The organism is Flammeovirga aprica JL-4, from assembly GCF_012844305.1.
Classification (GTDB): Bacteria; Bacteroidota; Bacteroidia; order Cytophagales; family Flammeovirgaceae; genus Flammeovirga; species Flammeovirga aprica.
In genome coordinates, this window is the sequence record NZ_JABANE010000033.1 from 1 (window position 1) to 23,579 (window position 23,579).

The following is a 23,579-nucleotide window of genomic DNA, read 5'->3' on the forward strand; positions in this document are numbered from 1 at the left end:
GCGAATCAATTTTGCATCGATAAATTTGAGGAACCCGCGGTAGCGAAAAGAAAAAAACTGAAGGTTACCCATAAAAAAAGACCCAATAATTCTTAAAATTATTGAGTCTTATATCGAAATTAATTCACTAAAAAAACTGTATCGTTTTTTCAGGACATTACAATATTTCTCAATAACTTTGACAAGCAAATTGATACTTTCATCATAGTTTTTAATTTTTCTTTGATTTAGTGCTTTATCATATTCTAGTTGAGCATTAGATATCTTTGTAATTGATTTTGGTTGTTTCTTTAAAACGTCCTTAAATGCAAAATAGTAACTGATAAAATGTATCACATACGGGTGAGTGTTTTCATCAATTACCACTTGAGAAAAATAATTAAGCTTATTTTTCTTAATGAAACTTTTAGCACCTGAAAGACCATCATGGTAGGAAATTAACGTGTAAAACCAACTGCTTAAATAATAATTATTCTTTGATAGATAAAGAGCTCCAGCCATAGAAGATTTTCGAATATCCTTTCTTTCATCAATTTTATTGTTAATAATCAACCCTTTATCTTCGGCTGTAAAACTTTTCAGTTGCCAAAAACCGACAGCTGGCGGAGTCGCATTTGACGTCGCTTCACCATCCAATTGGGATTCTAGTAAAGGTAAAAAGACAAATTCAGCGGGGACACCTTGTTTTTTAAGCTCACTCTCTATTGCTGGAAAATACTTTACGCATCTTGCTTTAAGAAGTCTATAATTGCTCTCATCTCTTTTCAATGAGTTGTATTTTAATAAAACCTTTGCTTTTCCTTTTGTTGTTAGCTCAACATTTGAACCTAAAAGCACAAAACTATTAGGTATCTGAGCAAAAGAAGCAATACTCTGAAATGTCAAAAGTAGGATGATTAGTAAAGAAGATAATTTAGTCTGCACGATGATCACTTTAATATTTTTTTAATTCAATATGCTAATTTATAACATTATGAAAACAAATTGTTATTTCCTCAATTTATATTAGAACTTACGATCTCAACAATAATGTTTATCCTGTATTTCATTCAATAAATACTCAGGCATAAACTGTTTTCCCAAAAATCCGTATAAAAAACAAGAGCAGAAGTTATATCAAAATAATAACTTCTGCTCCTTTCTCTCTTATTAAATAAGTAACATTTGCACATATAAACTATGCCCAAGTAATGCCTCTTCCCCACTTACTTCTTCTGATATGCTTATTACCCCATCTTTTCCAAAATTTCTTACTCTTGCTACTTGAATATCTTTTTTGTAATCTACAACTACTGCAAAGACATCCATGTGCTTTGTATTTTTTTGGTGGATAAAGATTGATAAAATCTTCATTTGATGACTTAAAGTCATTAAGCGTATCAAAATAAAATAGAGTGGCTTTGTCTATTTTCATCTTAGTGTATTTAGACGTTAGCAAAATCGCTAACTTAATACACTGCGTGTTTTCTAGTTCTCATATCTTTTTTTATTGCTATTATAAAAATAGACTTTTTTTAAATCTAATGAAAAGAAATGGAGATTGTTTTTGGAAAGTATTTGTACATTTTTAGCAAAACAAAAAACCACCCCTTCATCACAAAATTAGGGGTGGTTGGAACATATTACTACTTAAGTACAAATTCAAAATTATCTAATACTAATTCTATTTATTATTTTGCGATTACTTCCTTCAAAAAACTTTCAATAGAACCACTATTAATACGTTTTTTAGCGTTGTACTCATAAAAAATAAATTAGAATTAACTATGATTTATTTTTGACTTAGTACTTATTTAAAATCCTATTTCTAAGGTCTTGCTTCAATTGAGATACAGCTGAAGTTATCCAAATAGAACTCTAAAGCACCTGTGGCTGGTACTGGGTCCACAACTTTCAATACTAATTGTCTTCTTGCTCCTTGTTGATCGAAGCTTACAATTTGTTTGATTGTTACCCATTTACCTTTCTCCACATTGGAAAGGTCTGGAGTGTATTCGCTTTTATCTCCTCCTTCAAGGGATGTATCTTGGAAACCTGTGATCAGACCGCTTGTGAAAGCTACGCCTTCTGGGATAAAGATATCAAAGGTTAGTAAATAATCTCCTGGAGGGTTTTTCATACCATTTGCCCATGTTTTACCTGCGTGAATGTTGTGGATTGAGAATAAAGTGGAAGTCTCAATTGTACGGTCATCACTTATGAAAGACATACTTGCATCTCCGTGTGAAGCGTAAGTGGTAGATCTCAGCCATTTTTTCTTCTCAGTTTCTTGACCGCCATCTTGGTACCAGCCTAATGCATTGGCGTTACCTAATGATGTTGTCTCTAATTCTACACTGATCATATCTGGATCTTCAAACTCATTTTCAGAAAGGTTGTACATCACCACTTTTTCTTCTTCAAAAGCTTCTAGTTGATTACCTGATGCTGAAACAATGTCACCCATACCGTCATAAGCAATTGTGATTTCATCTGAATTGTAAGTCGTTTCACCTACTGTTAAGAAGATAATTTGACTGTTATTTGGATCAATCGCAATCGCTGAGATTGATGAAGGGCTGTTGTAACCGTTCGGGTTGGTGATATGTGCTGTGAAGTGACTTGTTGCGTCAGCTCCAACTGATGTAACTTGGATTGAAGTTTCAAAAGAGATGATTTTTGATGAGCCTTCAATTAATGCTGATGTTTTCAATAATGCCTCATCTACTGAAATCAATAGTGGTATTTTTACTTCAACCTCTGCATCTGGCATACCTGCAACTCCTTTACGGATTGACTTGAATGTACCTGCTTCAAATGCCATTGCAATTGTTGGGTATTGAGCTTCCGCTGATTCTGTTGTGTAGGTTTCTTCTACCGTGTTGTTCAAAGTCCAAACTTTTTCGTTTGTTAAACCTCTTTCCGTATTGTCTACGAACGTAAGTGATTCATTGACTTTGATGGAAATTTTTGTCCAATCAGCAGGATTGGAAGGAATTTCGTCTCCATCATTGTAAGCAAATAACAATGTTTCTCCTTTGTAAACTTCATATTGTGGTCTTACTTCAGGTGCTTTGATATTCAGCTTTAATGGAATTGTCTTTTGAACAGTTTGTGATAAAGCTTGAGAAGAACCTTGACGGATCGACTTCATCGCTCCAGCTCTACCCTGCCCCGTTTTCATTGGAACTACTTCAAAAGCTCTTTCTTTGCTTGTTTCCTCTAAGTAACTCAAAGTCCACTCTGTATCTGTTGGTTTACCTACTGTCGTTGTATCAACAAAAGTCAGTACGTCTTCACTTGCAATAAGGTCTAGTGTAGGCCATTCAGAATCATCCGCACCATCTACTTCTTGATCTGCTGACACAAAAAGTACTGTATCAGTATGGTTTTTCAATACGTAAAATGCAGGTTGAACATTCGCATATACTTCCACATTAAACGTTGTATCAATCACCCAAATACCTGGCTGATCTGCCATTTCTACCGCCTCTAGTTTTCTAAGTGCTCCATTATGTGTCACCTTCTTATCATAAGAATTGTATAATTTTACTTGATGAACACCAGCATTCGGGAAATAGACATGAACCGTAGCATCCTCTGTTTTTAAGCCTTTAGAAGTATCAATAAATGGAGTAAAATCTTCTTCTCCTTTACTGAAATCTCCTGTAAGGTAATTGGATTCCTCACCGATTGTCCACTCATGGAATAACACTCCTTGTGAAGCATCCATAAATGAAATATAATCGTTGATCGAAATTTCCAATGTGTCTTTGTGCTCCTCACTAATGGCCCAAGAGACTGCTCTTACTTTTTGATCGTCTGCAATTTCGTCCTCTTTCTGACATGATGTAAAACCAAGAATGCCAATTAAAAAGAGTGCAACTAATTTATATGTATCTTTCATGATTCTCTTCAGTTTAGCCTTTAACACCTGGATTCGTTGATAACTCTGATGTAGGAATTGGATAGAATTCATGCAATGAAGGAATGAAATTCATCAAAGCCGCTTCTCCATCTACAATCTTGTAATTTGGTCTTGCTGTAAACTCCTTATCTGGGAATGGGTGTGTATCTCCACCAGGGATAATACTACTGTTCCAAAGTGTTTTCTTAGAGTAAGTTCTAGCATCTTTGAAGTGGATTACCCAGTAGTTTTGACTCGAAATACGCTGGAAGTTTTCTTGAATAATTCCCCATCTTCTTAAGTCAATCCATCTTGTCATGTGTCCTTCTACAGATAGCTCTAATGGTTTTTCAACATACATCAAATGATCCATTAATGAAGTTGCATTGTAAGTCACACCATCGTATGTTTTTGAACCATCAACCGGTGAACCAATCAACTCCAAACCCCAACGTTCTCTCACTTTATTGATCAATGAAATGGCTTCATTCACTTGACCCATTTTGATTTTACATTCTGCCAAATTCAAATACGCTTCTGACAATCTGTTGATCACTACGTTTTTAGCCGATCTTTGATTACCTAATGGAAGGTTTCTCTCAGTATCTAAAATATCATAGTTACTGAACTGCTTGTAGTATGCAAATTCTGGAGAACGAGCACCACCTGCTCTAAACGGATCAGCTTCTGATACAGAACCATTTTGATAGTAAGGTGTAAGATCGTCTTCTGCCAATGCCATCATTGCTGAAGCTCTCATAGAAAGGTTTCTTTGATAAGTGGCACCTTCTATCTCAACCGTATTTCTACCGTCCTGTGGATCCGTTTTTTCCGTTTTATAAGCATAAGCAATCCAACCTACAGGAATAGCTTGTCTGTTTCCTCCAAATGTTTGAGGTGAAAAGATTGCTGCCCATCTGTTTTGTCCATTGATTTCGTCCCAGTTGTTAAGGTCTGTTCTTACCTCATTTGAATAAGCAACTTCAAGGATTGATTCTTTATTATAAGCACCTGCAGTGGTGAAGATTTTACTAATATCTGTCTCCAATGCATATCCATATTCCCCATTATAAATCACATCAGAATAATAATAAGCTGCAGAATCATAATTCGTTCCTTCTACAAAATCAAATAAGAAAGAATTGGCCAAAATCATTGCCGCTGTCCCTTTTGTAGCTCTTGCTGTACCGCTAATATCAGAAGCGTCATGCTTAGCAGGAAGGTTGGCATAAGCATAATGAAGGTCTTCTCTTACAAATTTCAGAACTGAATCTGCTGAAGAAACTTTCTTATACATATCATTGGCATCAACCCATGTATCTCTAATAATCACTTCACCATTGTTGAATGCTTGGTGTGCATAGAAATGGAATAATCCTCTAAAGAATCTCGCTTCAGCCATTTGTAAAGCCCAGCGTGGATCATCTCTAAACTCAGACATTGATTCAAATTGTAATCCATGGATCACCTGATTGGCTTTGAAAATACCATTGTAAAGGGCTGCCCATTTTTTATTGATCTCATCACTTGTTTCAGTATAAGTATGCTGATAATAAGTGAGTAATTTACTTGTGGGAGTTGGACGGTCCATACCAGGATAACCTAAGTCTGAACGGCACGCCTCCTCTCCAAAGTTCCACATATAGTGGTTCATCATAGAAGCGTAAACCGCAGTCAGACCTGCATCAGAATCATCCAAGCTTTTATAAAAGTCTTTGATTGTCGTTTCATTGGGGTTGATCTCTGTCAAATAATCATTACATGATGTTAGGCCAAAGAAACTAACTAATATTATTATACATCTTACGATGTTTTTTGATAAGTAATTCATAGTTGTCAGTGTTGTTTAGAATTTTAATTGGAAACCTGTTGAGTACAATGCAGTAATTGGATAATTACCTTTATCTAAACCTCTTGAAGACACACCGTTACCACCAACTTCAGGATCATAACCTGTGTAATTTGTGAATGTCAATGCGTTTTGTGCTCTCACGTAAATTCTGAATTGATCAATTTTAGCCTTCTTCATCAATCTTTTTGGAAGACTATAACCTAAAGTGATGTTTTTCAATCTTAAGTATGAACCATCCTCTACCCAAAGGTCTGTATCACCTCTAAAGTTGGTTGTACCTTGTTTCAAATCACCTCTGTAAGCAGGGATGTCAGACGTTGGGTTATCCGGTGACCAAGTATGAATTTGATCACGGTGTCTACCTTCTGAATACGCCATCAATTTACTACCGTTCATGATTTCGTGCCCGATTGCAGCGTACCAGTTCATCATAAAGTCCCAGTTTTTATAACGAAGGCTGACAATAAAACCAGTTTCAAACTGTGGCAAACCACTACCAGCATACACTTTATCTGCTTCAGTAATCTGACCATCACCGTTTGTATCACGAATCATTAAGTCGCCCATTTTAGCGGCAGGATTCACTTGTTGGTATTGATCTAATTGCTCTGCTGTTTTAATCACTCCATCCGTTTTATAAAGGAAGAATGCTCCAGCCTCATATCCTTTTGCAAATACAGTAGCTCTTGATTGGTTCACAGCACCCCAAATCAAACCTTGATCGGCAGTGTAAACAAAATCTTCTGTATTCATATTCGTGATCTCATTGTAGTTGCTAGAGAAAGTACCTGTTATATTCCAGTTCAAATTCTTCACTCTTCCTCTGTAACCCAATGCCAGTTCATAACCTTTATTGATCATGTTACCGACATTCAATGTCACCAATTTATCATTGTTTCCACCTGTTGCTGTACCTGCTGATGAAGGCACTTCAATTGGGAATAACATATCTTGTTTCGTAGTATGATAAACGTCAGCGTTGAATGTTAGGCGATTGCCCCAGAATGCCATGTCTACACCAATGTTGTTCTGAATAGAAGTTTCCCACTGTACATTAGGGTTGGCAAAAGCGGCTTGTGCTGCACCTGAGTAAATCTTTCCATTGAAATCATAATCATAACCTCTTCTGATCGTTGGCAAGTCTGAGTAAGGCCTGAATGACTGACCACCTACATTACCATGAGAAGCTCTGATTTTAAAGATATTCATTGTTTCTCTAGCCCCTTCAAAGAATCCTTCTTCTGCTACATTCCATGCTACTGAAGCTGATGGGAAAAACTTGAATTTATTATTTTCAGCAAACTTCGAGTTACCGTTGTAGTTACCACTTAACGATACCAAGTACTTTCCTTTGTAATCATACTGCAAACGACCAATTGTACCAATCAATTTGTACACATAATTGAAACCTGGAATTACTGAAGTCTCTAAAGTTGCTGATCCAAAACCGGGTTTATTGTTGTCTACAATACCTCTTCTTTGTACCGTATGACCTTGTCCACCATATTGCTCAACAGAACCACCTAATAAGGCAGAGAAGTTATGATCTCCCCATTTTTTATGGAAATAGAATCTACCATCCCAGCTAAAAGATGTACTGCGTTCTGTTTGTTCTGAGTAATAAGAGTTGTTAGGGTCAGAGAATTCTTTTCCTGTATTTTCATTTACAATTTTGAAATAAGGATTGAAGCGAGAGCGGTTTCTATTCAAAATATTACCACCACCGTTTGTTGTAAATGATAACCAGTCTGTGAATTCGTATTTTACACTTACGTTACCTGATAAACGATCTCTGTCTTCTATATCTTGGAAATACAAAGATTGGTATAAGAAGTTAGCTTGTACTGCCTCTTGATCAGATGCACCAGCGTATACGTCTTTGTTTGGATCTACAGGAGCCATGTAAGGCTTATAACGGATTGTCTGTGTAAGTAAGTTACCTGATGGTCTTTGTCTTTCTTCTGTAGAGATAGCAATTGAAGAAGTGATAGTCCATTTTTTTGACTTATAACTTGAACCACCACGTAAATTGAAACGATCAAAAGATGAGTTGATCACACTACCTTCTTGATTATAATAACCACCCGTAAGATTGTAAGTAAATCCAGAACTAGAACCACCAGTGATGTTTAAGTTGTATTGCTGTGTTGGTGCGTAATCTACAAATACAAGGTCATCTAGGTTATTATCATTCAAGAAATTGTTTTTATTTCTTTGGATAAACATGTTGATTTCATCATCTGAAATACCCGGATTCAAAGCTCTTTGCTCTAAGATATCAAAGTAAGCTTGCTGTTGAGAATTCATCACTGCCGTATTTGATGTGATTTGTCTCACACCATAATTACCATCCACAGACACTTTTAATTTACCTTGATTACCCGTCTTAGTAGTAATCAAGATCACACCATTTGCACCTCTTGTACCATAAACCGCACATGACGCTAAATCTTTTAAGATATCAATGGACGCAATTTCGTTAGGTGCTAATCGAGGATCTTCATTCTGAGGAATTCCGTCAACAACGTATAACGGTTGGTTGGCCCCTTCTACATTAGATACTGTACTCACACCCCTGATCTGAATCACTGACCCTTCACCAGGAGAACCTGAAGCTGAAGTGACACTTACACCAGCAATTTGACCTTGTAAGGCATCTCCAATATCTGAAGTTACAAAGTTTTCAAGCGTTTCGGATTTTACATGGGCTACAGCACCTGAAATCTCCTTTTTCTTTTGTTCTCCATAACCAATCTTCACTACCTCGTCAAGCAACTCTACATCACTTTCCATCAAAACTGTGACTGTCGATTCTGAATTCACATTGAATGTTTTAGGTTTCATTCCAATAAAAGAAAAAACCAAAACATCTCCCTCGTTGACCAAAATAGAGAATTTACCGTCAAAATCGGAGACGGTTCCCTGCTTGGTTCCTTGTACCATAATGTTCACGCCAGGCAAAGGCAGATTATCATCTGCACCTAACACTTTACCATTAAGTACTCTGTCCTGTGCTAAAGTATCATTAGTAATAATTAGGATAGACAGCAGTGCAATCAATAGTATACTCCTATCAGAGAATAAGTTAGACAAGTAAGTATTCATGTTACATTTCATTAATAAATTACTTTAAGTACCCGAACTACGTTCTTGTACCATAATTGTAAGATCTCTTATAGACTTTCAATTATTTTGTTACAATTCATTTCACCTTCGATTAGATACAATAAATAGAGCATTCTTTTTTTAACTAGTATATCTAAAAAATTTTGAGTTGGCCACATCAATTAGAATAACTCAATATTGTTTTTCTAACCTGTTGCCTTTACAAGCTACGTTTGAAGTTGAAAAATCAAACTAAAAATTCATGGCTTGTGCTAAACAACAACCTAAAGGTAGATAGAGAACAAAATTTGAAGGTGACTATCAATCAAAAAAATGTTTTTTGAAGTAAAACACATGAATAAACTACTGATAATGTTCGTTTTAATAAGTAAATATATTCCATATAAATAAAGTGGTTAAGCTAGATAATAATCGTTTAAAAAAAAGTATGTGTTAAAAAGTGATGTGATAATAGCACACAAGTATAAAAAAATACGACCTATTTTCACAATTATTAAGATTTATAATAAATGGGTAAATATTGTATTTATCTTATGTAATTTCATTTTCAAAAAAATGCAGTGATTTAAAAAAAATAAACGCTTAAAAGCTTTGGTAAAAATAATGTATTTTTTACATTTATGGTAGAGCATTTTTTAAACTTATCTAATTTTTTTTAATATGAGTTGGGTCATCTTTTAATAGATTTTGTCCCAATAAGACCGTACACATGAGAAAAATTTACATTATTCAACTGTTTTTACTACTAATATTTTCACATATAAACGTAAGGGCTCAAAAAACTAATACCTCCAATAACGGATTAATCAATTATAGTATTAATGATGGTGTTTCACATTACGGTGTGACCGCTTTACTAAAAGATCATAAAGGTCTAATATGGCTCGGTTCTTATAATGGATTGGACCGATATAATGGATATGAATTCCAAAATCATAGAAATTCTGATTTCAAGAAGATATTAAGCGACAATAAAATCAGGTCACTGTATCAGGATAAGAAAAATAATATCTGGGTAGGTACCGAAAATGGTCTCAATGTTTATTTTTATGATCAACAACGCTTTGAAACCATCCCGACGGATAAGATTTCAAATCACTCGGACCGACCTTGTGTAGTTGCTAAAATCATTCCTTTGAAAAACCACATTGTTTGTATCACAGAGTATGATGGTTTATTGTTTTTCAATAAAGAAAACTATCAGCTAGAAAGGGTGCATCATATAGAGGTAAAAGACAAATCATTCCGTTATGTTTTTGATGCAATGCCACTGGGCGAGGATGTTATTTTAGTTTCTACAGCTAAAGGGCTCATTGCCTATAATTCCATTACGGATGAACATGATTATATTCTAAAAGATAAAATTTCTTCTTCAAAAGGGATCACTATAGATGATAATAACAATATCTTTTTGGCTGAATATAATGGTATCAGTTTGATTAAAACGAACCTGATCAATGGGAAATATCAATTTCATTATATTAAAAAATTCTTTCAGAATGCACGTTTCCTTCACTTAGACATGGATGACAATAATAACCTTTGGTGTGGTTTGCTATCTAAAGGTTGTGCCTTAATTAAAAATCCAAGCCGTCTGAAAGAAAAAGCGAGGTTTAGAAGAAATAAAGCCATTCGTTACTTTGATATTGGTAGAGTGAGCGATATTCTTTCGAGTAATAATGATAACGAAATATGGATCAGTTCTTTGAGCAATGGTCTTTATTCATTTGATAAAATAGCTTCTCCTTTTAAATATGCCGACTTAAACACTGCTGAACTAAGAGGAAGACATTTTAATAATAAGATTTTAGAAGGATGTGTTTGGGATGAGGATCATATTTTATTGAGTTCCTATTTAAGAGGTCTTGTCTATTTCAACCTAAAAGAAGGAAAAATTGAAAAGCTACCTGAAGAATTTAATGAAATTCCAGTGCCTGAAACCTGGTCTGCTGTGGTGAAAGATAATCAAGGTGGTAAGTGGCTTAGATTTACAAAAGAGAGAGGAAGCTGGTTTTATCAATCTCCTGATGAGAAAAAGAAATGGCATCGTATACAGTCGGAAGAAATGCCACGACTTACTTACTCTAAGTTGATTCAAGTGAATATAGATGAAAATGGTTTTTATTGGGTTGCGACCAACAACGGTCTATTCCGCTTTAAAATGTCACCTAAAGGTATTATAAAAGGCGGTGATAAATTGGATAGCAATCCTAATATTCAGCTCTCTGAAGCCAATCAATTTAAAACTTTAATGATGGATTCGCTCAATAATACAGTTTGGGTAGGAACTACATTAAATGGTTTGCTAAGAATCGATAACCGCAAAGAACAATCTCTTGATGAAATGAATATCAGCCAATACAAACATGAAGCTGATGCCAAAAATTCATTGCCTTCTAATCACGTTTCCAATATCATTTTATTGCCAAACGGTTCTATCTGTGTTGGTTTAGAAGGTAAAGGTATTTGTATCATTAAGGATGTTTATAAAGACAACTTAAAATACGACTGCTATTCTGAGAAAGATGGTTTGGACAATAATATCGTCAAGAAAATCATTTATGATGCAAATGACAAGTTGTGGATAACGACGGATAAAGGTTTGAATCTTTTTGACATGAATACAAAAGTGTTCAAAAGGTTTACAGTCGAAGATGGTGTACGTGCCTATGCTTTTGAGAATGTAGGTTTCCTTCAAAATGAAAATACGATTGTATTTGCTGCAGGTAATGGTATTTGTTACTTCGATCCATCAAAAACAGAAATCGAAAAGCCAATTCCTCCTTTCAGTTTTGGGGATTTAGTATTGCTCAATACCACCGTTCATGTGAATGACACTATTGACAATCGAGTGATTTTAGACAAACCCTTAGATCAAAAAGAGAAAATTGTATTACAGTATGATGAGAATATATTCTCAATAGAATTATTATTGTTGCACTACTCTAGTTATCCTTCAAGTTATAAATTAAAGTACCGTTTACTTCCTCAGGATGATGAATGGTTAGAAACAACTTCGGCTTTCAAAAACATCTCTTTCAATGGTTTAGCACCCGGTAAATATACGTTAGAGGCAATGGCATCTAACTCAAAAAACCGATGGACCGAACCTATGAAACTGAAAATTGAGATCAAGCCTCCACTTTGGAAAACATCGGTTGCCTATTTCCTATACTTCGTTATTCTTTGTATTACTGTTTACATTGTAATACGTTTTATGCTGAATCACACCCACTTAAAACATGAGCTGGAACTAGAGCATATTGAACGTTTGCGTGTAGATGAACTCAACAAAACGAAGGAGAGAATTTTCATGAATATTTCACATGAATTCAGAACACCAATCACTCTAATAACTGGCCCTATACAAATGCTTCTTAAAATGTTTGCTTCAAACAAAGATGCCTTTGTACACCTTGACCTAATCAACAGACAATCTAATAAGATGCTGCAGTTGGTCAATCAGGTACAGGACTTCCATAAAGCAGAACAGTCTATTTTAAAACTCAAATCCAAAAATTTTGATTTCACTGCTTTGATCATGGATATCAAAAAGGATTTCGAGTCTCTGGCAGAAAAACAAGAAAAACAATTGGAGATCGAAGGAGATGCTAATCAGCTGTTTATCACTGCAGATCGCTATAAAATAGAAATCGTTCTCAACAATTTATTGAACAATGCATTTAAGTTCACGAAGAAAGGTGACACCATCAAAATCAAATACGGTTATGATGAAACTTCATTGTTCTTTAAAGTAATTGATTCGGGTATCGGTATTGAAGAAGCTCAAATCCCTTATGTTTTTGACCGCTATTATCAATCTGAAAATTCAAACACCTACTCTATTGGGTCAGGTATTGGTTTAGCATTCTCTAAGCGTCTGGTAGAAATGCATTTTGGTAAAATCAGTATTGAAAGTGAATTGAATGAGGGGACCACTTTCTCTGTTTCATTACCTGTGGAAGTCAATGCTAAAGATGCCTTGAATGAAAACAGAATTCAGGATATTTTGAGTAATGAAACAGACGAAGAAAAACAAAAAATCCTTCCAACTACTTTAGAACTTCCAAGTTATTTACTGGATGAAAGTCTGAAAGAACTGAACGTTTTCTATGTAGAAGACAATGAAGAACTTCGCACGTTTGTAAGCGATGTACTCTCAGAATATTTCAATGTAACATGTTTTGTAAATGGTAAAGAATGCCTAGAAAAACTTGAAAATGAGTGGCCTGACCTGATTATCAGTGATATTTTAATGCCTGAATTAAATGGCCTGGAACTTTGTATGAAATTAAAAACCGACATCAGAACAAGTCATATCCCTATCATTCTTCTTACCTCAAGATCTTCGATAGATGATCAGGTAAAAGGACTAGAAGTGGGTGCAGATTTCTATATCTCTAAACCTTTCGATATGAAACATTTGATCGCTTCAAGTCAGATGTTATTGAAAAATAGAAAGCAACTGAGAGAGCGTTTTCAGATTGATTTCCCTGTGGAAGTAGAGAAGAAAAATACGAATAAGGACGATGCCATTTTCATTGAGAAATTCTATGAACTGATTGAGGAAAACCTTGAAAATGAAGATATTGACATGAATGTTTTCGCAAAAGGTCTCTACCTTAATAGAACGACCTTCTTCCAGAAAGTGAAAGCCATCACCAACTACACTCCTTATGAGTTATTGAAAGTATACCGACTGAAAAAAGCGGCTGAATTTTTAGTTCAAGAAAACCTTCCTGTGGCTGAAGTTTGTGTTAGAACGGGCTTTAAAAACCGTACGCACTTCAGTAGAATGTTTAAGGAATACTATGGGGTTTCGCCAAGTAAATATGGGAAAAGTTTGGAAGAGAAGTCTTAGTTTATAACACCGCTTTTTTCCTATTCATAAAGAAGGTACGAATATAATATGAGATATTACATTCGTGCCTTCTTATTTATAAAGAAACTGTTGAAACATTAAATTATAAATCGAATACTCGTCTTTATATTCCTGCCACTATTTGGAATCCCGTTCCAAGCGAATGGATCTATATAATATGAATTCAAAAGATTATGTACACCAAGTTCTAAGAACAAATGACTATTTTTCAACTCAATAGGATAAGAAAAATCAAGATTGATTAAGTGATAAGGATCTGTTTTCTGTTCCCCTAAAGCTTCACTCGGTGACTGCATCCCTAAGCTGTGTTCATAATAAAAAGAAGAAGTCAGTTTATGAAACTGATAATTCAATTTATTCTTGAGAGTCAATGGTCTTTGGTAAGGCATAGGCGAATGAATGGCATCAATATAGCCGTTTTCATACACCAAATTGAAATTATAATCCAGCTGTTTTGATAGTGAAACTCCTGCAAATAATTCTAGATGTGAAGTAGTAGCACTTTCAACATTTTGAAATCTTTTTACACCCAAAGCACCAATGGTCATCGGGTCATAATCTTCATCAATTATTCCCACTATATAATCATCAATAAAGCTCGCTTTCCCTCTAAAACCTATTTGCCAACTTTCCTTATGATACCTCAATGAAAAATCTAAAGATGTCGCTTTTTCATTTTTCAAATCAGGTGTTCCTACATAATCAAACCTATCATTGGCATTGAACAAGTAGAAACCATAAAGCTCACTTGCTGAAGGCATTCGTGATGTATAAGAAACCCCAAATTTTGATTCAATTGAAGAAGTCAACTTATATTTGAATAAGGCTGATAATGAGCCTGATAAATCACTTCTCGGACCATCTATAAAGTGATTTAGAGTTTCAAACTGCTTTCTTGCCATTTCATTTTGAAGATCAGTCGACGACCACTCTACTCTTGCATTGGTCAAAAGTGTCAGTCGCGGGTCCAATTTCCATTCATCTTGAAGATTAAAAGCAAAAGAGTTTCTTTGTATATCACCCCAAGTCAGCATGTACATGTTCACACCTCCTGTTGGAGAATACATGGTCATATCTGCAAAAAGGTGATTACTATAAAAGTCTCCTTTTAAACTTAATTGATGATTCTCCATTTGTTTCTTGACCAAAGCCCAAGCACCAAAAGTTTTACTTCTACCCGGCATATCCATATGCATTGCCACGTTTTCCCTTTTGGTATCATCCATCACGTGCGTGATATCATTGTAATAGACTTTAGCCTCAAAGTGATTGATAAAACCTTCATGATAATGTTTCGCATAACCTACATTTCCCATCACAGCTTTGGCAGAACTTACATCCATATTTAAAGCAGGATAACCAATATCCTTACCATGATCGTACATCAATAATGCAGTTAGTTTCTCATCAGAAGAAATTTTGTAAGTGGAAGTAAAAGTATGATTCATTTTTTCATACTGCGTATACCTTACCAACTCATTATTTCCGTCTGTATAACTATCATGCTTTCTGTAAGCTCCCGAATAACGAACGGCCCATTTCTTAGTAATACCTTTTTCTACGTAAACATTCCCATCAAAACCATTTGAATTACTGCTGTAAGCGGTTTGAACACCCACTTCCAACGGTTTTTTGAAATCAGGGTATTTCATTTCCGCCATCAAAGTACCTCCCAAAGCAGTGCCATACATCTGGGATTCATTTTCTTTCAGAACGGAAAGTTGTTTTAGGTTAACAGGTTCGAGATAGGAAGTTGCAGGGTCCATTTTGTCCGTACAAGCTCCAAAAACACGCATTCCATCAATAGAGACGGCAATTTGTCCATCCGTAAAACCTTCAATAATAGGCTCAAATGCAAATCCTCCTCTTTTTACTACTTGAAGATCATTTCTCTGATTCATATAATCATCTACTGAAAGTAAATAATTATCAGAGGGAATTGTATCAAAATTGATCGTGACCTCCTCTAGTTCATAAGTGGTGATTTCCTTGTCCTGTCCGAAGGTTTGAAACGTAATCAGCATACAAACTAAAAAAGCCTGTATGCTGATTATTTTATAACTTCTCATTTAGAATTCGAAGTAAAAAGTCTGTCCTTCTTCATCCAAATATGTTTGCTCTCCTTCAGAGACATTCAACATTAATTGCCAGTCACCTGTCATTGTGAAGTTGGCAATTCCAACATATTTACCATCTGAAGAGTGTTTTGGATCCGTATTATTTGAAGATCCATGGCCCATTGAAGGCATATATGGAGTCGATGTAATTGTCAATTCGTTTAAAGGCTCATAGGTTTCTAAGTGACCATGTCCCATTGAAGGTTTTCTTCTAAAAGCTAATACTTCATATTCATTACTTCCCATTGCAGGAGCTCCAGCAGTGAAATTATAACCCATCACTAAACGATCATCAGTTCCTTCAATTGGTGTCATAATCACCGTTTTGAAAGTTGGATCTTCCGTTAAAAACTTAATCGCATCCACTTGAATTTCAAACATCCAATTCGCTACAATTTCATCATTTAACAGGTAACTCACTTCTAAAGTCCACTCTCCCATTTCTACAGTAGGCATCACAAAAAGAATCTGTCCAATACCTGTCGATTTGTAGTCAGCATCCGAAAAACCAAGGAAAGGTGTAGAGTGCATATGCGTCATGCCTTCCATTTGCATGTGCATTTTTGGAAGTATTTTCCACTCACCACCAGCAGGTAATGTATCACCTTCTGTTACAAAAGCTACGTTGTTTACCCCTTCATGCAAGTTTACTTTACTTGAACGTAAATTCAAGCTATACACGTTTGCCTCATCCTTTACCGTTGCTATAGAATACTCTAAAATTGGTTCTTCAGGTTTTGGTGCTTCTTGAGATGAATTGTTATCGTTACAAGAAAATAAAACGATTGATAATAGGATAGATAAAAATATATTTTTCATTTGAATTATAGTTTAGACGTAAGCCATCAGCCATTTTTCAGAATAGTGTTAGAGCCATTTGAGTCTCAATCACTTTCTTTTAATGCGATGTACTTCAGTACTTATCTTTGATAAAAAAATTAAGATGTGGAGTTTAATATTCTCCCAAAAAAGACATAAAAAAGAGGGAACAAGATTGAATTGTTCTACAAAAAATATGTCATAAAAAGATAATGTGAAATTGACCTTTAGTGGTCTTCTAAACTATAGGAGGGCGAAATAGCTGTCCAACATCATCGAGGGGTTTTAACAAGCCAGTGTAGGCAAATGATGATGTGACTTGATCGACAAAACAAATCTCTTCAGGAAGAATCAATTCAGAGTGCATCGGTAAGTCTAGAACGACCTCTTTTTGCAATGTTTCTGAAGTTTCCTGTTGTTTCTCGGACTCTTTCTTGAGTTCCTTGTTGATAAAACACTGTCCGTGACAAGACATTTTAGCTTTGTCTTTATTGATACAGAATACCTCTGCTATAAAATCTCTTTGCATTTCGAGATCTAATTTTAATAAAGACACAGAAAATGCATTGAATAGGATTACTCCTGCACAGATCATGTTTAAGACAATATGTAAGCGTTCTGTTTTCAATACATCGATATTTGTTTCGATGCAAAACTAGGCTTTGATCTTATTAAAAACAAGCAATTTGACACAAAAGTATGACATTTGTCACTATTTTATTTCTGAGATATATTCCTTGAATACTGCTCTCCTTCTTGATCATAAAAATTTCGAACTTGAATAATATGGTATTTCATACAGAATTTATAATCAAGTTTACTATGATACAGATGATCGTCTTGTGCGTTTATTTTAGTGAGATACTGCTCTGATGTTTCAAAATCTTTTAAGCCTAATGAGGTTAAAGAAATAAACCAATCTTTATGGTGAGAGTGAGGCAACTCGTTTAAAATTTCTCTTGCTCCGCTATAATTCCCTTGTTTCAACTCTAAAGCAACACTTTCCAATGAATAAGTAATCAAACGTGATTTTTCATTCGATCGCATATTAATATATGCTTTGTTAACTTCTTCAGTAATAAATTGATGGACCTGAAGAGAGTTAGCTAAATGAAAACAAGCTAAGAGTATTACAATAGACAATGACTTTAGGGAAAAAGAGAGTAATTGTTTTGTATTATTTTCTCTATGAAGCTGCCTTTTAACTTTCTCTACAACTTCCTTATTTCTTTCTATTTTTACTCTGTTTATTACTTCATTAATTTCCATAGCCTAAAAAATTAAATAATTAGTTTTGATATAACAGAATTCAAATAATCAGAAAGCTTTTGAAGACTTTCTTCACTTTCTACATCAATTGGGGTATTTGATGCATATGCTTCCGAAAATTCACGATGAATGTACAGATCATCATCTTCAAACATAAATTCTTCTAACAATTGAGGATTAAAGTTTTCATGATAAGAATCTGAAGTATAATAAGTATAATTATTTTTCTTTTTCAATGTATTTACCCAAAGCGTTCTGGAAAAAGTATAAATATAAGTTTTCAATTCTATTTCTTCATCAATCTTCCCTTCTTGAATCAGCCATAATACTTTTGACAGAGAATACTTGAATACATCTTCTGCATCAGATTTTGAACCGTTCATTTTAAGCACCATCGTTTCTATCAGTTCAAAATTATCTCTGTATAGAAAAGCAACGCATTTTTCAAGGTTATTACCTTGTGAAATGAATTGAATTATATCTTTTGTTTTTAATTGTGACTGTGTAGTTAAAATAAACATGTTCTTTATCAGTTAGTCAGATTTAGTAGAATTTTAATCATCTTGGTTATAAAAATGAATGTTCTAATGTTTTTGAAAGTAATAAACAATTCGAGATGAGAACATTAGCAATCGTTGTAATTTTATCCGAAACCAATATACAGTATTTTAACGAAGTACTCAAACAAAAATAACCAATAGTAGTCACATTGTATTATTTACAACTTGCTGTTTTAATATCTTTTTCAGTAATTATTGTGGCTTTTCACATGAAAAACAATGTTCAAACATTTAAAAACAGGAATGAAAAGGCTTATTTAGAAGTATTATATATTTCTATCAAATTATCAATTACAATAAATAATTCTGAACTCTTCACTGATTTTCAAAGGTATTTTCAATCAAATCTTTCGCCATAACAGAAGGATCTTCTTCCTCTAAGTTCCTTAATTTTAATACCCCTCTGTAATATTCACCACCATCTTCCAGAAAACCCTGCCCTTTTGGTGTAAATACAGGAAAATTATCTGGAGTCGACACCTCATACCTTCCATCTTCAGCCACTGTCAGTGTGGTAGTGACCTGAAAATAAAACGCCTTTGTTCGTGTATACATATTTAACAACGCATTAGAGATGTTTCTCAATTGCTCCTCTAATAAATAATTTTTTAATTCTTCTTTTGTCATGATTACATAAATGTCCAAGCGATCAATCTACTTTTCTTTTGCCCCTGCCCCATATCAATGATTTTATGCGACGTTGGCTTTACTTTCTTGAGGTGCTTTAATAAAGGCACAACATTTTCTTGCTTTGAAATTAATGAGGTAAACCACACAACGTTACGTTTGTAGTCTACACTTTCATCCATCATCGTTTTAATGAATTGAATCTCACCTCCTTCACACCAAAGTTCATTGCTTTTCCCTCCAAAATTCAGCTTCACCTCACTTTTCCCTGTCAGGTTTTTGGCTTTTCGCATACTCCCTTTTTGTGCTTCTTCAGCACTTCTATGAAACGGAGGGTTACACATGCTAAAAGCATATCTTTCGTTTTCCCGAATAATTCCCTTGAAGATATTCTTGTCAGAGTTTTGCTTACGGATTCCTATTTTCTTAAGACTGATCTTATTCTTCTTTAAAATCTCCACCGCGTTATCAATAGACGCTTCTTCAATTTCAGAACCTACGAAATCCCATCCGAAAAGGCTATTCCCCAATAAAGGGTAAATGATATTGGCTCCTGAACCTACATCTAATCCTTTAATCTGACTGTCTCTTAGATTGGTATTTTCTGACAATAAATCTTTGATCTCTAAAATATAATCAGCCCTGCCAGGAACTGGCGGACAAAGATACCCTTGTGGCAAATCCCAATAATTTACATTATAATAGGCCTTCAGCAATGCTTTATTTAAGGCAATAACTGCTTTGGCATCAGCAAAATTTATAGTATCCTCTCCCACTTTATTTTTAATAACAAAAGCAGTAAGTGGCGGATAAGCCTTGATTAACTTGGGAAAAGAATAACCGTTTTTATGTAAATTATTTTTATGCATAGGAGGGGAAAAAGAAAGGTGGAACAACACTATGATTATTCCACCTGTATTTATATGTATGTCTTAAACTATAAGTACTTGGCTCTAAACATACACTAATTTATTTTTAGCTATTGTAATGCGCTGAAACTGGAGGAATGAAATCATTCTTACGAGAAATTTTTCCTTCCAAGCTTACACCCAAATCGCCTTTAGCAATACCAAATGCTTTTTCTAATACAGCGTAATCAGCATCATCTGCACCAATAACAACTGAATTGTTTGTTGTCAAATCAACATAAGCGAAGAAAATAGCCTCATAACCATTTTTCTTATTCTCTTGCATTGCAGCAGTAATTTCATCGTGCTTCGCAATTACTTTGTCGATCAATAAAGATTCACAAACACCAAAACCGATTTTGATATCACCGAAAATGAAGTCTTTATAGTCAAGGTTTAAGATCTCAGCCGCAGTGTATTTTGATAAGTCAGACTTTGCGATCAACATCTCTTGAGCAAATGCTTCGATATCTTCAACACCAGCAATTTTCGCTAATTTTGCTGCTACTTCTCTGTCAATATCAGTAGTGTGAGGAACTGTAAGACCCAAAGTATCAGATAAAATACCGCCTAACATCACACCTGCCATTTGAGCAGTGATCTCCACGTTCATATCCGCATAGTAATCCGCGATGATTGTACAGCAAGAAGCTACCGTACGCATGTCGATATGGATTGGTCCTTTTTGGAAGAAGAAGTTATCTTGAACTGCGTGGTGATCAATAATAGATAAGATATTTGCTTCAACAACTGAAGCTGCCGATTGAGTTGTTTGATTGTGGTCTACAATAACAACATCTTTTCCTGCGAAATTGTCCTCAAATGCTGGTTTTTCAACATTAAAATGCTTGAGTACGAATTCAGTTTCAGGGTTTAATTCACCTTGTACAATTGGAGTACCACCCCAAAGATTTGCTGCCGCAATAGCAGAACATGTACAATCTGTATCAGGGTTTTTATGCCCTACAAATAAAGCGTTACTTGGAAAAGATAGTTGAACACTCATTATCTTTTTTTAATTTTTGTTGATGTTAATTTTTAAAACACGCTAAAATAAAGGTTGAAAATAAGGTATCAAACTATTCTAATTGTTTTTTTGATAAGGAATGTTTTTACCGGTCGTTTTTTAAATGGAGGATGAAGAGTGAAAAATGAAGGTTGCTTATATATTCGCACTTGCAATACTTTGTATCTCAGATCAACTGCTCCTAAATTATTAAGAATACATATTGAGCATTTCATTTTTCACTCTCCATTCTTAATTCAAAATAAGTTTTCCAATCTCAGTACTACCATGATATTTTACTGTAATAAAATAGACACCTTTTGGCTGATGAAGCTGAAATTCTATTCGCTTTTCCGATACCAACATGTCTTGATAAACAATATCACCCATTGCATTATGAATTGTCACTTCTCTTCTTCCATCAGTTTCAAATTCAATATTGACAAGACCTTTACTTGGATTGGGATATAATTCCATTTCGGATATAACACCCAAATCATCAGAAATACTTGTGACAACTTTTGTGAATTTTGCGAATAACACTAAGTTTCCTGTTGTCCCTTTTGTGATGGTTTTGATCTCCTCCGTAAAGTTTTCATCAATAAACCAACCTTCAAAAATAAACCCTTCCTGATGTGCAGGTGCTAATATTATATCATCATCAGTCTTCTGGTAAGTGGAAGGATTTTCCAATGCATTCTCACCTTCTCCTACTTCATATTCGATGGTATAAAAACCGAAGTTGATAGAAAGGGTTTGATCTGGAATTACTTCCCCACCATAAGAGTCATTGATTTCGAAATTAAAGCGATCAGGTAAATTATGATCTGCAGTATACGTGTATTTTATCAGCCCAAGATTGACCTCTTCTTGAGTGAAATAATCACCTGTTGAAAGCTTTTTTCCTTCTAAATATAGATCTCCATACTGGGGTAATTCTGATAAAACATAATTGATCAGATTGGGTCCGTTCAAAGCATCTTGATAATCTATTATGGATGAAGATAGATAAAAGTCTTCAGTAGAAGTTAAGTTCACTTCCTCATGTTTCACCATTGTCAAACGGTTTCTAGCTTGGAAATATTCATACTTACTCCTTAATGAATCACAGATACTTCCCCCTCCACAAATACGTTTTAAAATATAAGATTTCCCTATCCACGACGGCATTTCCAAAGTTTCATACCATTGTTCATAGGCTTCAACTAAAGGGGCAACCTCCGCTTTATTGTCAACGTATACGTCATTCTTTTCAGAAATATCATTGGCTAAGTTATACATTATCGTGTCGTATTGCTGATTGACTAATAGTTCTTTTCCTGCATCAAAAATGATTTTATTTGTACCATCCGAAACTACCCCCCAAGTGAATTCTTTTCTCCAGAACAATGCATCATGAATGGGGTTATTTAAATTGTTGGCAGCAGTCACTAAATCTTGACCGTCTAATTCCTGATACTTTCGATCTTTTAAATCACCTCCTGCTGCTTTGATAAATGTAGTCAGCAAATCAAGAGAAATGACCTGATGATCGTATTTTTGATTTGATGGCACTCCTTGTTTCCAAGTTACAAAAAAGGGTACTCTTAGTCCTCCTTCATACTGACTACTTTTATTGCCTCTTAAAGCACCATTATTGGTCAATGACACACCACCATTGTCACTAAGGAAAACGAAAAGGGTATTTTCATATTCTCCTTTCTCCTTCAGCATTTCAACAATTCTTCCTACATTATCATCCACATTTTTACACATGCCATAGTAGTTCTTCTGGTTTTCTGATAATGCGGTGCCATTGGGTTTTAATACATTCTCAAAAATGGCTTTATCTTCAGGTTTCGCCTGGAATGGACCGTGTGGTGCCGTGTAAGACATAAATGCTAAGAATGGATTTCCTGCTGTAATTTCTCTTTCCATATACACCAAAGCACTATCCGTCAGCAAATCTGTAAGGTAAAAATTATTATCTTTTGGCTCCGCCAATGTCTTGTTATAATGCAACACTTTATCGTGGGAAGTTTCTCTTACATTATAATTTCTTGATCCTCCATATAAACCATAAAAGTGATCAAATCCTCTATTCTCCGGCAAGTGATGTTCTTCTTCACCAATGTGCCATTTCCCGAATAAAGAAGTGGAGTAACCTAACTCTTTCAAATAGTTACCCATTGTAGGTACATGAGCGTTTAAGCCGACATCATTATGGTCATGCCCAGGAGCATTGACATAAGTAACGATATTATGATCAAAACCTAGTTTTTCTTGGTATTGACCTGATAACATCCCTGCCCTTGAAGGAGCACAAACTGATTGGGTCACATAACCTTGTGTGAAAATTGTACCTTCTCCTGCTAACTGGTCTAAGGAAGGAGAATAATTGGCCATAATTTGAGAGCCTTGAAAACCCCAGTCATTATTTCCTGCATCATCTACTAAGATGACTACAATATTAGGTTTTTCTGTGGCATAGATGGAGCTTGTGAAAAATAAGGATAGCAGGAATAGCACACTTATAGAATTTTTCATA

15 protein-coding genes are annotated in these 23,579 nt (G+C 34.8%); 1 reads left to right on the forward strand and 14 read right to left on the reverse strand.

The window, feature by feature from the left end:
• Positions 1-108: 108 nt before the first annotated feature.
• The 5 genes from HHU12_RS13470 to HHU12_RS13490 all read right to left on the reverse strand — a co-directional run bounded on the left by HHU12_RS13470 (position 109) and on the right by HHU12_RS13490 (position 8,843).
• On the reverse strand, positions 109-924 hold the full coding sequence (locus tag HHU12_RS13470; protein ID WP_169657266.1) for a transglycosylase SLT domain-containing protein: 816 nt from the start codon (positions 922-924) through the stop codon (positions 109-111).
• A 225-nt stretch (positions 925-1,149) separates the two neighbouring features.
• Positions 1,150-1,353 (reverse strand): hypothetical protein, encoded by a 204-nt coding sequence (locus HHU12_RS13475; RefSeq protein WP_169657267.1) that lies wholly within the window; start codon positions 1,351-1,353, stop codon positions 1,150-1,152.
• Positions 1,354-1,807: 454 nt separating this feature from the next.
• The gene (locus HHU12_RS13480; RefSeq protein WP_169657268.1) at positions 1,808-3,886 is read right to left on the reverse strand and encodes a hypothetical protein; all 2,079 of its coding nucleotides are present in this window, start codon (positions 3,884-3,886) and stop codon (positions 1,808-1,810) included.
• A gap of 13 nt (positions 3,887-3,899) precedes the next feature.
• On the reverse strand, positions 3,900-5,717 hold the full coding sequence (locus HHU12_RS13485; RefSeq protein ID WP_169657269.1) for a RagB/SusD family nutrient uptake outer membrane protein: 1,818 nt from the start codon (positions 5,715-5,717) through the stop codon (positions 3,900-3,902).
• Positions 5,718-5,732: 15 nt separating this feature from the next.
• Positions 5,733-8,843, reverse strand: a complete 3,111-nt coding sequence (locus HHU12_RS13490; RefSeq protein WP_169657270.1) for a SusC/RagA family TonB-linked outer membrane protein — start codon at positions 8,841-8,843, stop codon at positions 5,733-5,735.
• Positions 8,844-9,573: 730 nt separating this feature from the next.
• Here HHU12_RS13490 and HHU12_RS13495 point away from each other — a divergent pair.
• Positions 9,574-13,725: a hybrid sensor histidine kinase/response regulator transcription factor gene (locus tag HHU12_RS13495; RefSeq protein ID WP_169657271.1), complete on the forward strand. Its 4,152-nt coding sequence runs from the start codon at positions 9,574-9,576 to the stop codon at positions 13,723-13,725.
• 98 nt (positions 13,726-13,823) lie between these two features.
• Here HHU12_RS13495 and HHU12_RS13500 read toward each other — a convergent pair whose 3' ends face one another.
• From HHU12_RS13500 to HHU12_RS13540, 9 genes are all read right to left on the reverse strand, one after another.
• Positions 13,824-15,815: a TonB-dependent receptor plug domain-containing protein gene (locus HHU12_RS13500; RefSeq protein WP_169657272.1), complete on the reverse strand. Its 1,992-nt coding sequence runs from the start codon at positions 15,813-15,815 to the stop codon at positions 13,824-13,826.
• On the reverse strand, positions 15,816-16,682 hold the full coding sequence (locus HHU12_RS13505; RefSeq protein ID WP_169657273.1) for a FixH family protein: 867 nt from the start codon (positions 16,680-16,682) through the stop codon (positions 15,816-15,818).
• Between the two features lie 238 nt (positions 16,683-16,920).
• On the reverse strand, positions 16,921-17,310 hold the full coding sequence (locus tag HHU12_RS13510) for a hypothetical protein (protein ID WP_169657274.1): 390 nt from the start codon (positions 17,308-17,310) through the stop codon (positions 16,921-16,923).
• 89 nt (positions 17,311-17,399) lie between these two features.
• Complete coding sequence (locus HHU12_RS13515; protein ID WP_169657275.1) at positions 17,400-17,951, reverse strand: hypothetical protein; 552 nt, start codon at positions 17,949-17,951, stop codon at positions 17,400-17,402.
• Between the two features lie 11 nt (positions 17,952-17,962).
• Positions 17,963-18,472, reverse strand: coding sequence for an RNA polymerase sigma factor (locus tag HHU12_RS13520; protein ID WP_169657276.1), 510 nt, complete (start codon positions 18,470-18,472; stop codon positions 17,963-17,965).
• A 354-nt stretch (positions 18,473-18,826) separates the two neighbouring features.
• A complete protein-coding gene (locus HHU12_RS13525; RefSeq protein WP_169657277.1) occupies positions 18,827-19,138 on the reverse strand; it encodes a hypothetical protein in 312 nt (103 codons plus the stop codon).
• Positions 19,139-19,140: 2 nt separating this feature from the next.
• Positions 19,141-20,007, reverse strand: a complete 867-nt coding sequence (gene rlmF, locus HHU12_RS13530; RefSeq protein ID WP_169657278.1) for a 23S rRNA (adenine(1618)-N(6))-methyltransferase RlmF — start codon at positions 20,005-20,007, stop codon at positions 19,141-19,143.
• A 106-nt stretch (positions 20,008-20,113) separates the two neighbouring features.
• Positions 20,114-21,052: a manganese-dependent inorganic pyrophosphatase gene (locus HHU12_RS13535; RefSeq protein WP_169657279.1), complete on the reverse strand. Its 939-nt coding sequence runs from the start codon at positions 21,050-21,052 to the stop codon at positions 20,114-20,116.
• Positions 21,053-21,304: 252 nt separating this feature from the next.
• Positions 21,305-23,578 carry a sulfatase-like hydrolase/transferase gene (locus HHU12_RS13540; protein WP_169657280.1) on the reverse strand — a complete coding sequence of 758 codons (2,274 nt, stop codon included), beginning with the start codon at positions 23,576-23,578 and terminating at the stop codon, positions 21,305-21,307.
• Between the last annotated feature and the right edge of the window lies 1 nt (position 23,579).

What these genes read in the sequence shown, in the direction of transcription:
- HHU12_RS13475 (WP_169657267.1), bottom strand. Translation starts at nt 1,353, where the DNA reads ATGAAGATTTTATCAATCTTTATCCACCAAAAAAATACAAAGCACATG.
- HHU12_RS13480 (WP_169657268.1), bottom strand. Translation starts at nt 3,886, where the DNA reads ATGAAAGATACATATAAATTAGTTGCACTCTTTTTAATTGGCATTCTT.
- HHU12_RS13485 (WP_169657269.1), bottom strand. Translation starts at nt 5,717, where the DNA reads ATGAATTACTTATCAAAAAACATCGTAAGATGTATAATAATATTAGTT.
- HHU12_RS13490 (WP_169657270.1), bottom strand. Translation starts at nt 8,843, where the DNA reads ATGAATACTTACTTGTCTAACTTATTCTCTGATAGGAGTATACTATTG.
- HHU12_RS13495 (WP_169657271.1), top strand. Translation starts at nt 9,574, where the DNA reads ATGAGAAAAATTTACATTATTCAACTGTTTTTACTACTAATATTTTCA.
- HHU12_RS13500 (WP_169657272.1), bottom strand. Translation starts at nt 15,815, where the DNA reads ATGAGAAGTTATAAAATAATCAGCATACAGGCTTTTTTAGTTTGTATG.
- HHU12_RS13505 (WP_169657273.1), bottom strand. Translation starts at nt 16,682, where the DNA reads ATGAAAAATATATTTTTATCTATCCTATTATCAATCGTTTTATTTTCT.
- HHU12_RS13515 (WP_169657275.1), bottom strand. Translation starts at nt 17,951, where the DNA reads ATGGAAATTAATGAAGTAATAAACAGAGTAAAAATAGAAAGAAATAAG.
- HHU12_RS13520 (WP_169657276.1), bottom strand. Translation starts at nt 18,472, where the DNA reads ATGTTTATTTTAACTACACAGTCACAATTAAAAACAAAAGATATAATT.
- HHU12_RS13525 (WP_169657277.1), bottom strand. Translation starts at nt 19,138, where the DNA reads ATGACAAAAGAAGAATTAAAAAATTATTTATTAGAGGAGCAATTGAGA.
- rlmF (WP_169657278.1), bottom strand. Translation starts at nt 20,007, where the DNA reads ATGCATAAAAATAATTTACATAAAAACGGTTATTCTTTTCCCAAGTTA.
- HHU12_RS13535 (WP_169657279.1), bottom strand. Translation starts at nt 21,052, where the DNA reads ATGAGTGTTCAACTATCTTTTCCAAGTAACGCTTTATTTGTAGGGCAT.
- HHU12_RS13540 (WP_169657280.1), bottom strand. Translation starts at nt 23,578, where the DNA reads ATGAAAAATTCTATAAGTGTGCTATTCCTGCTATCCTTATTTTTCACA.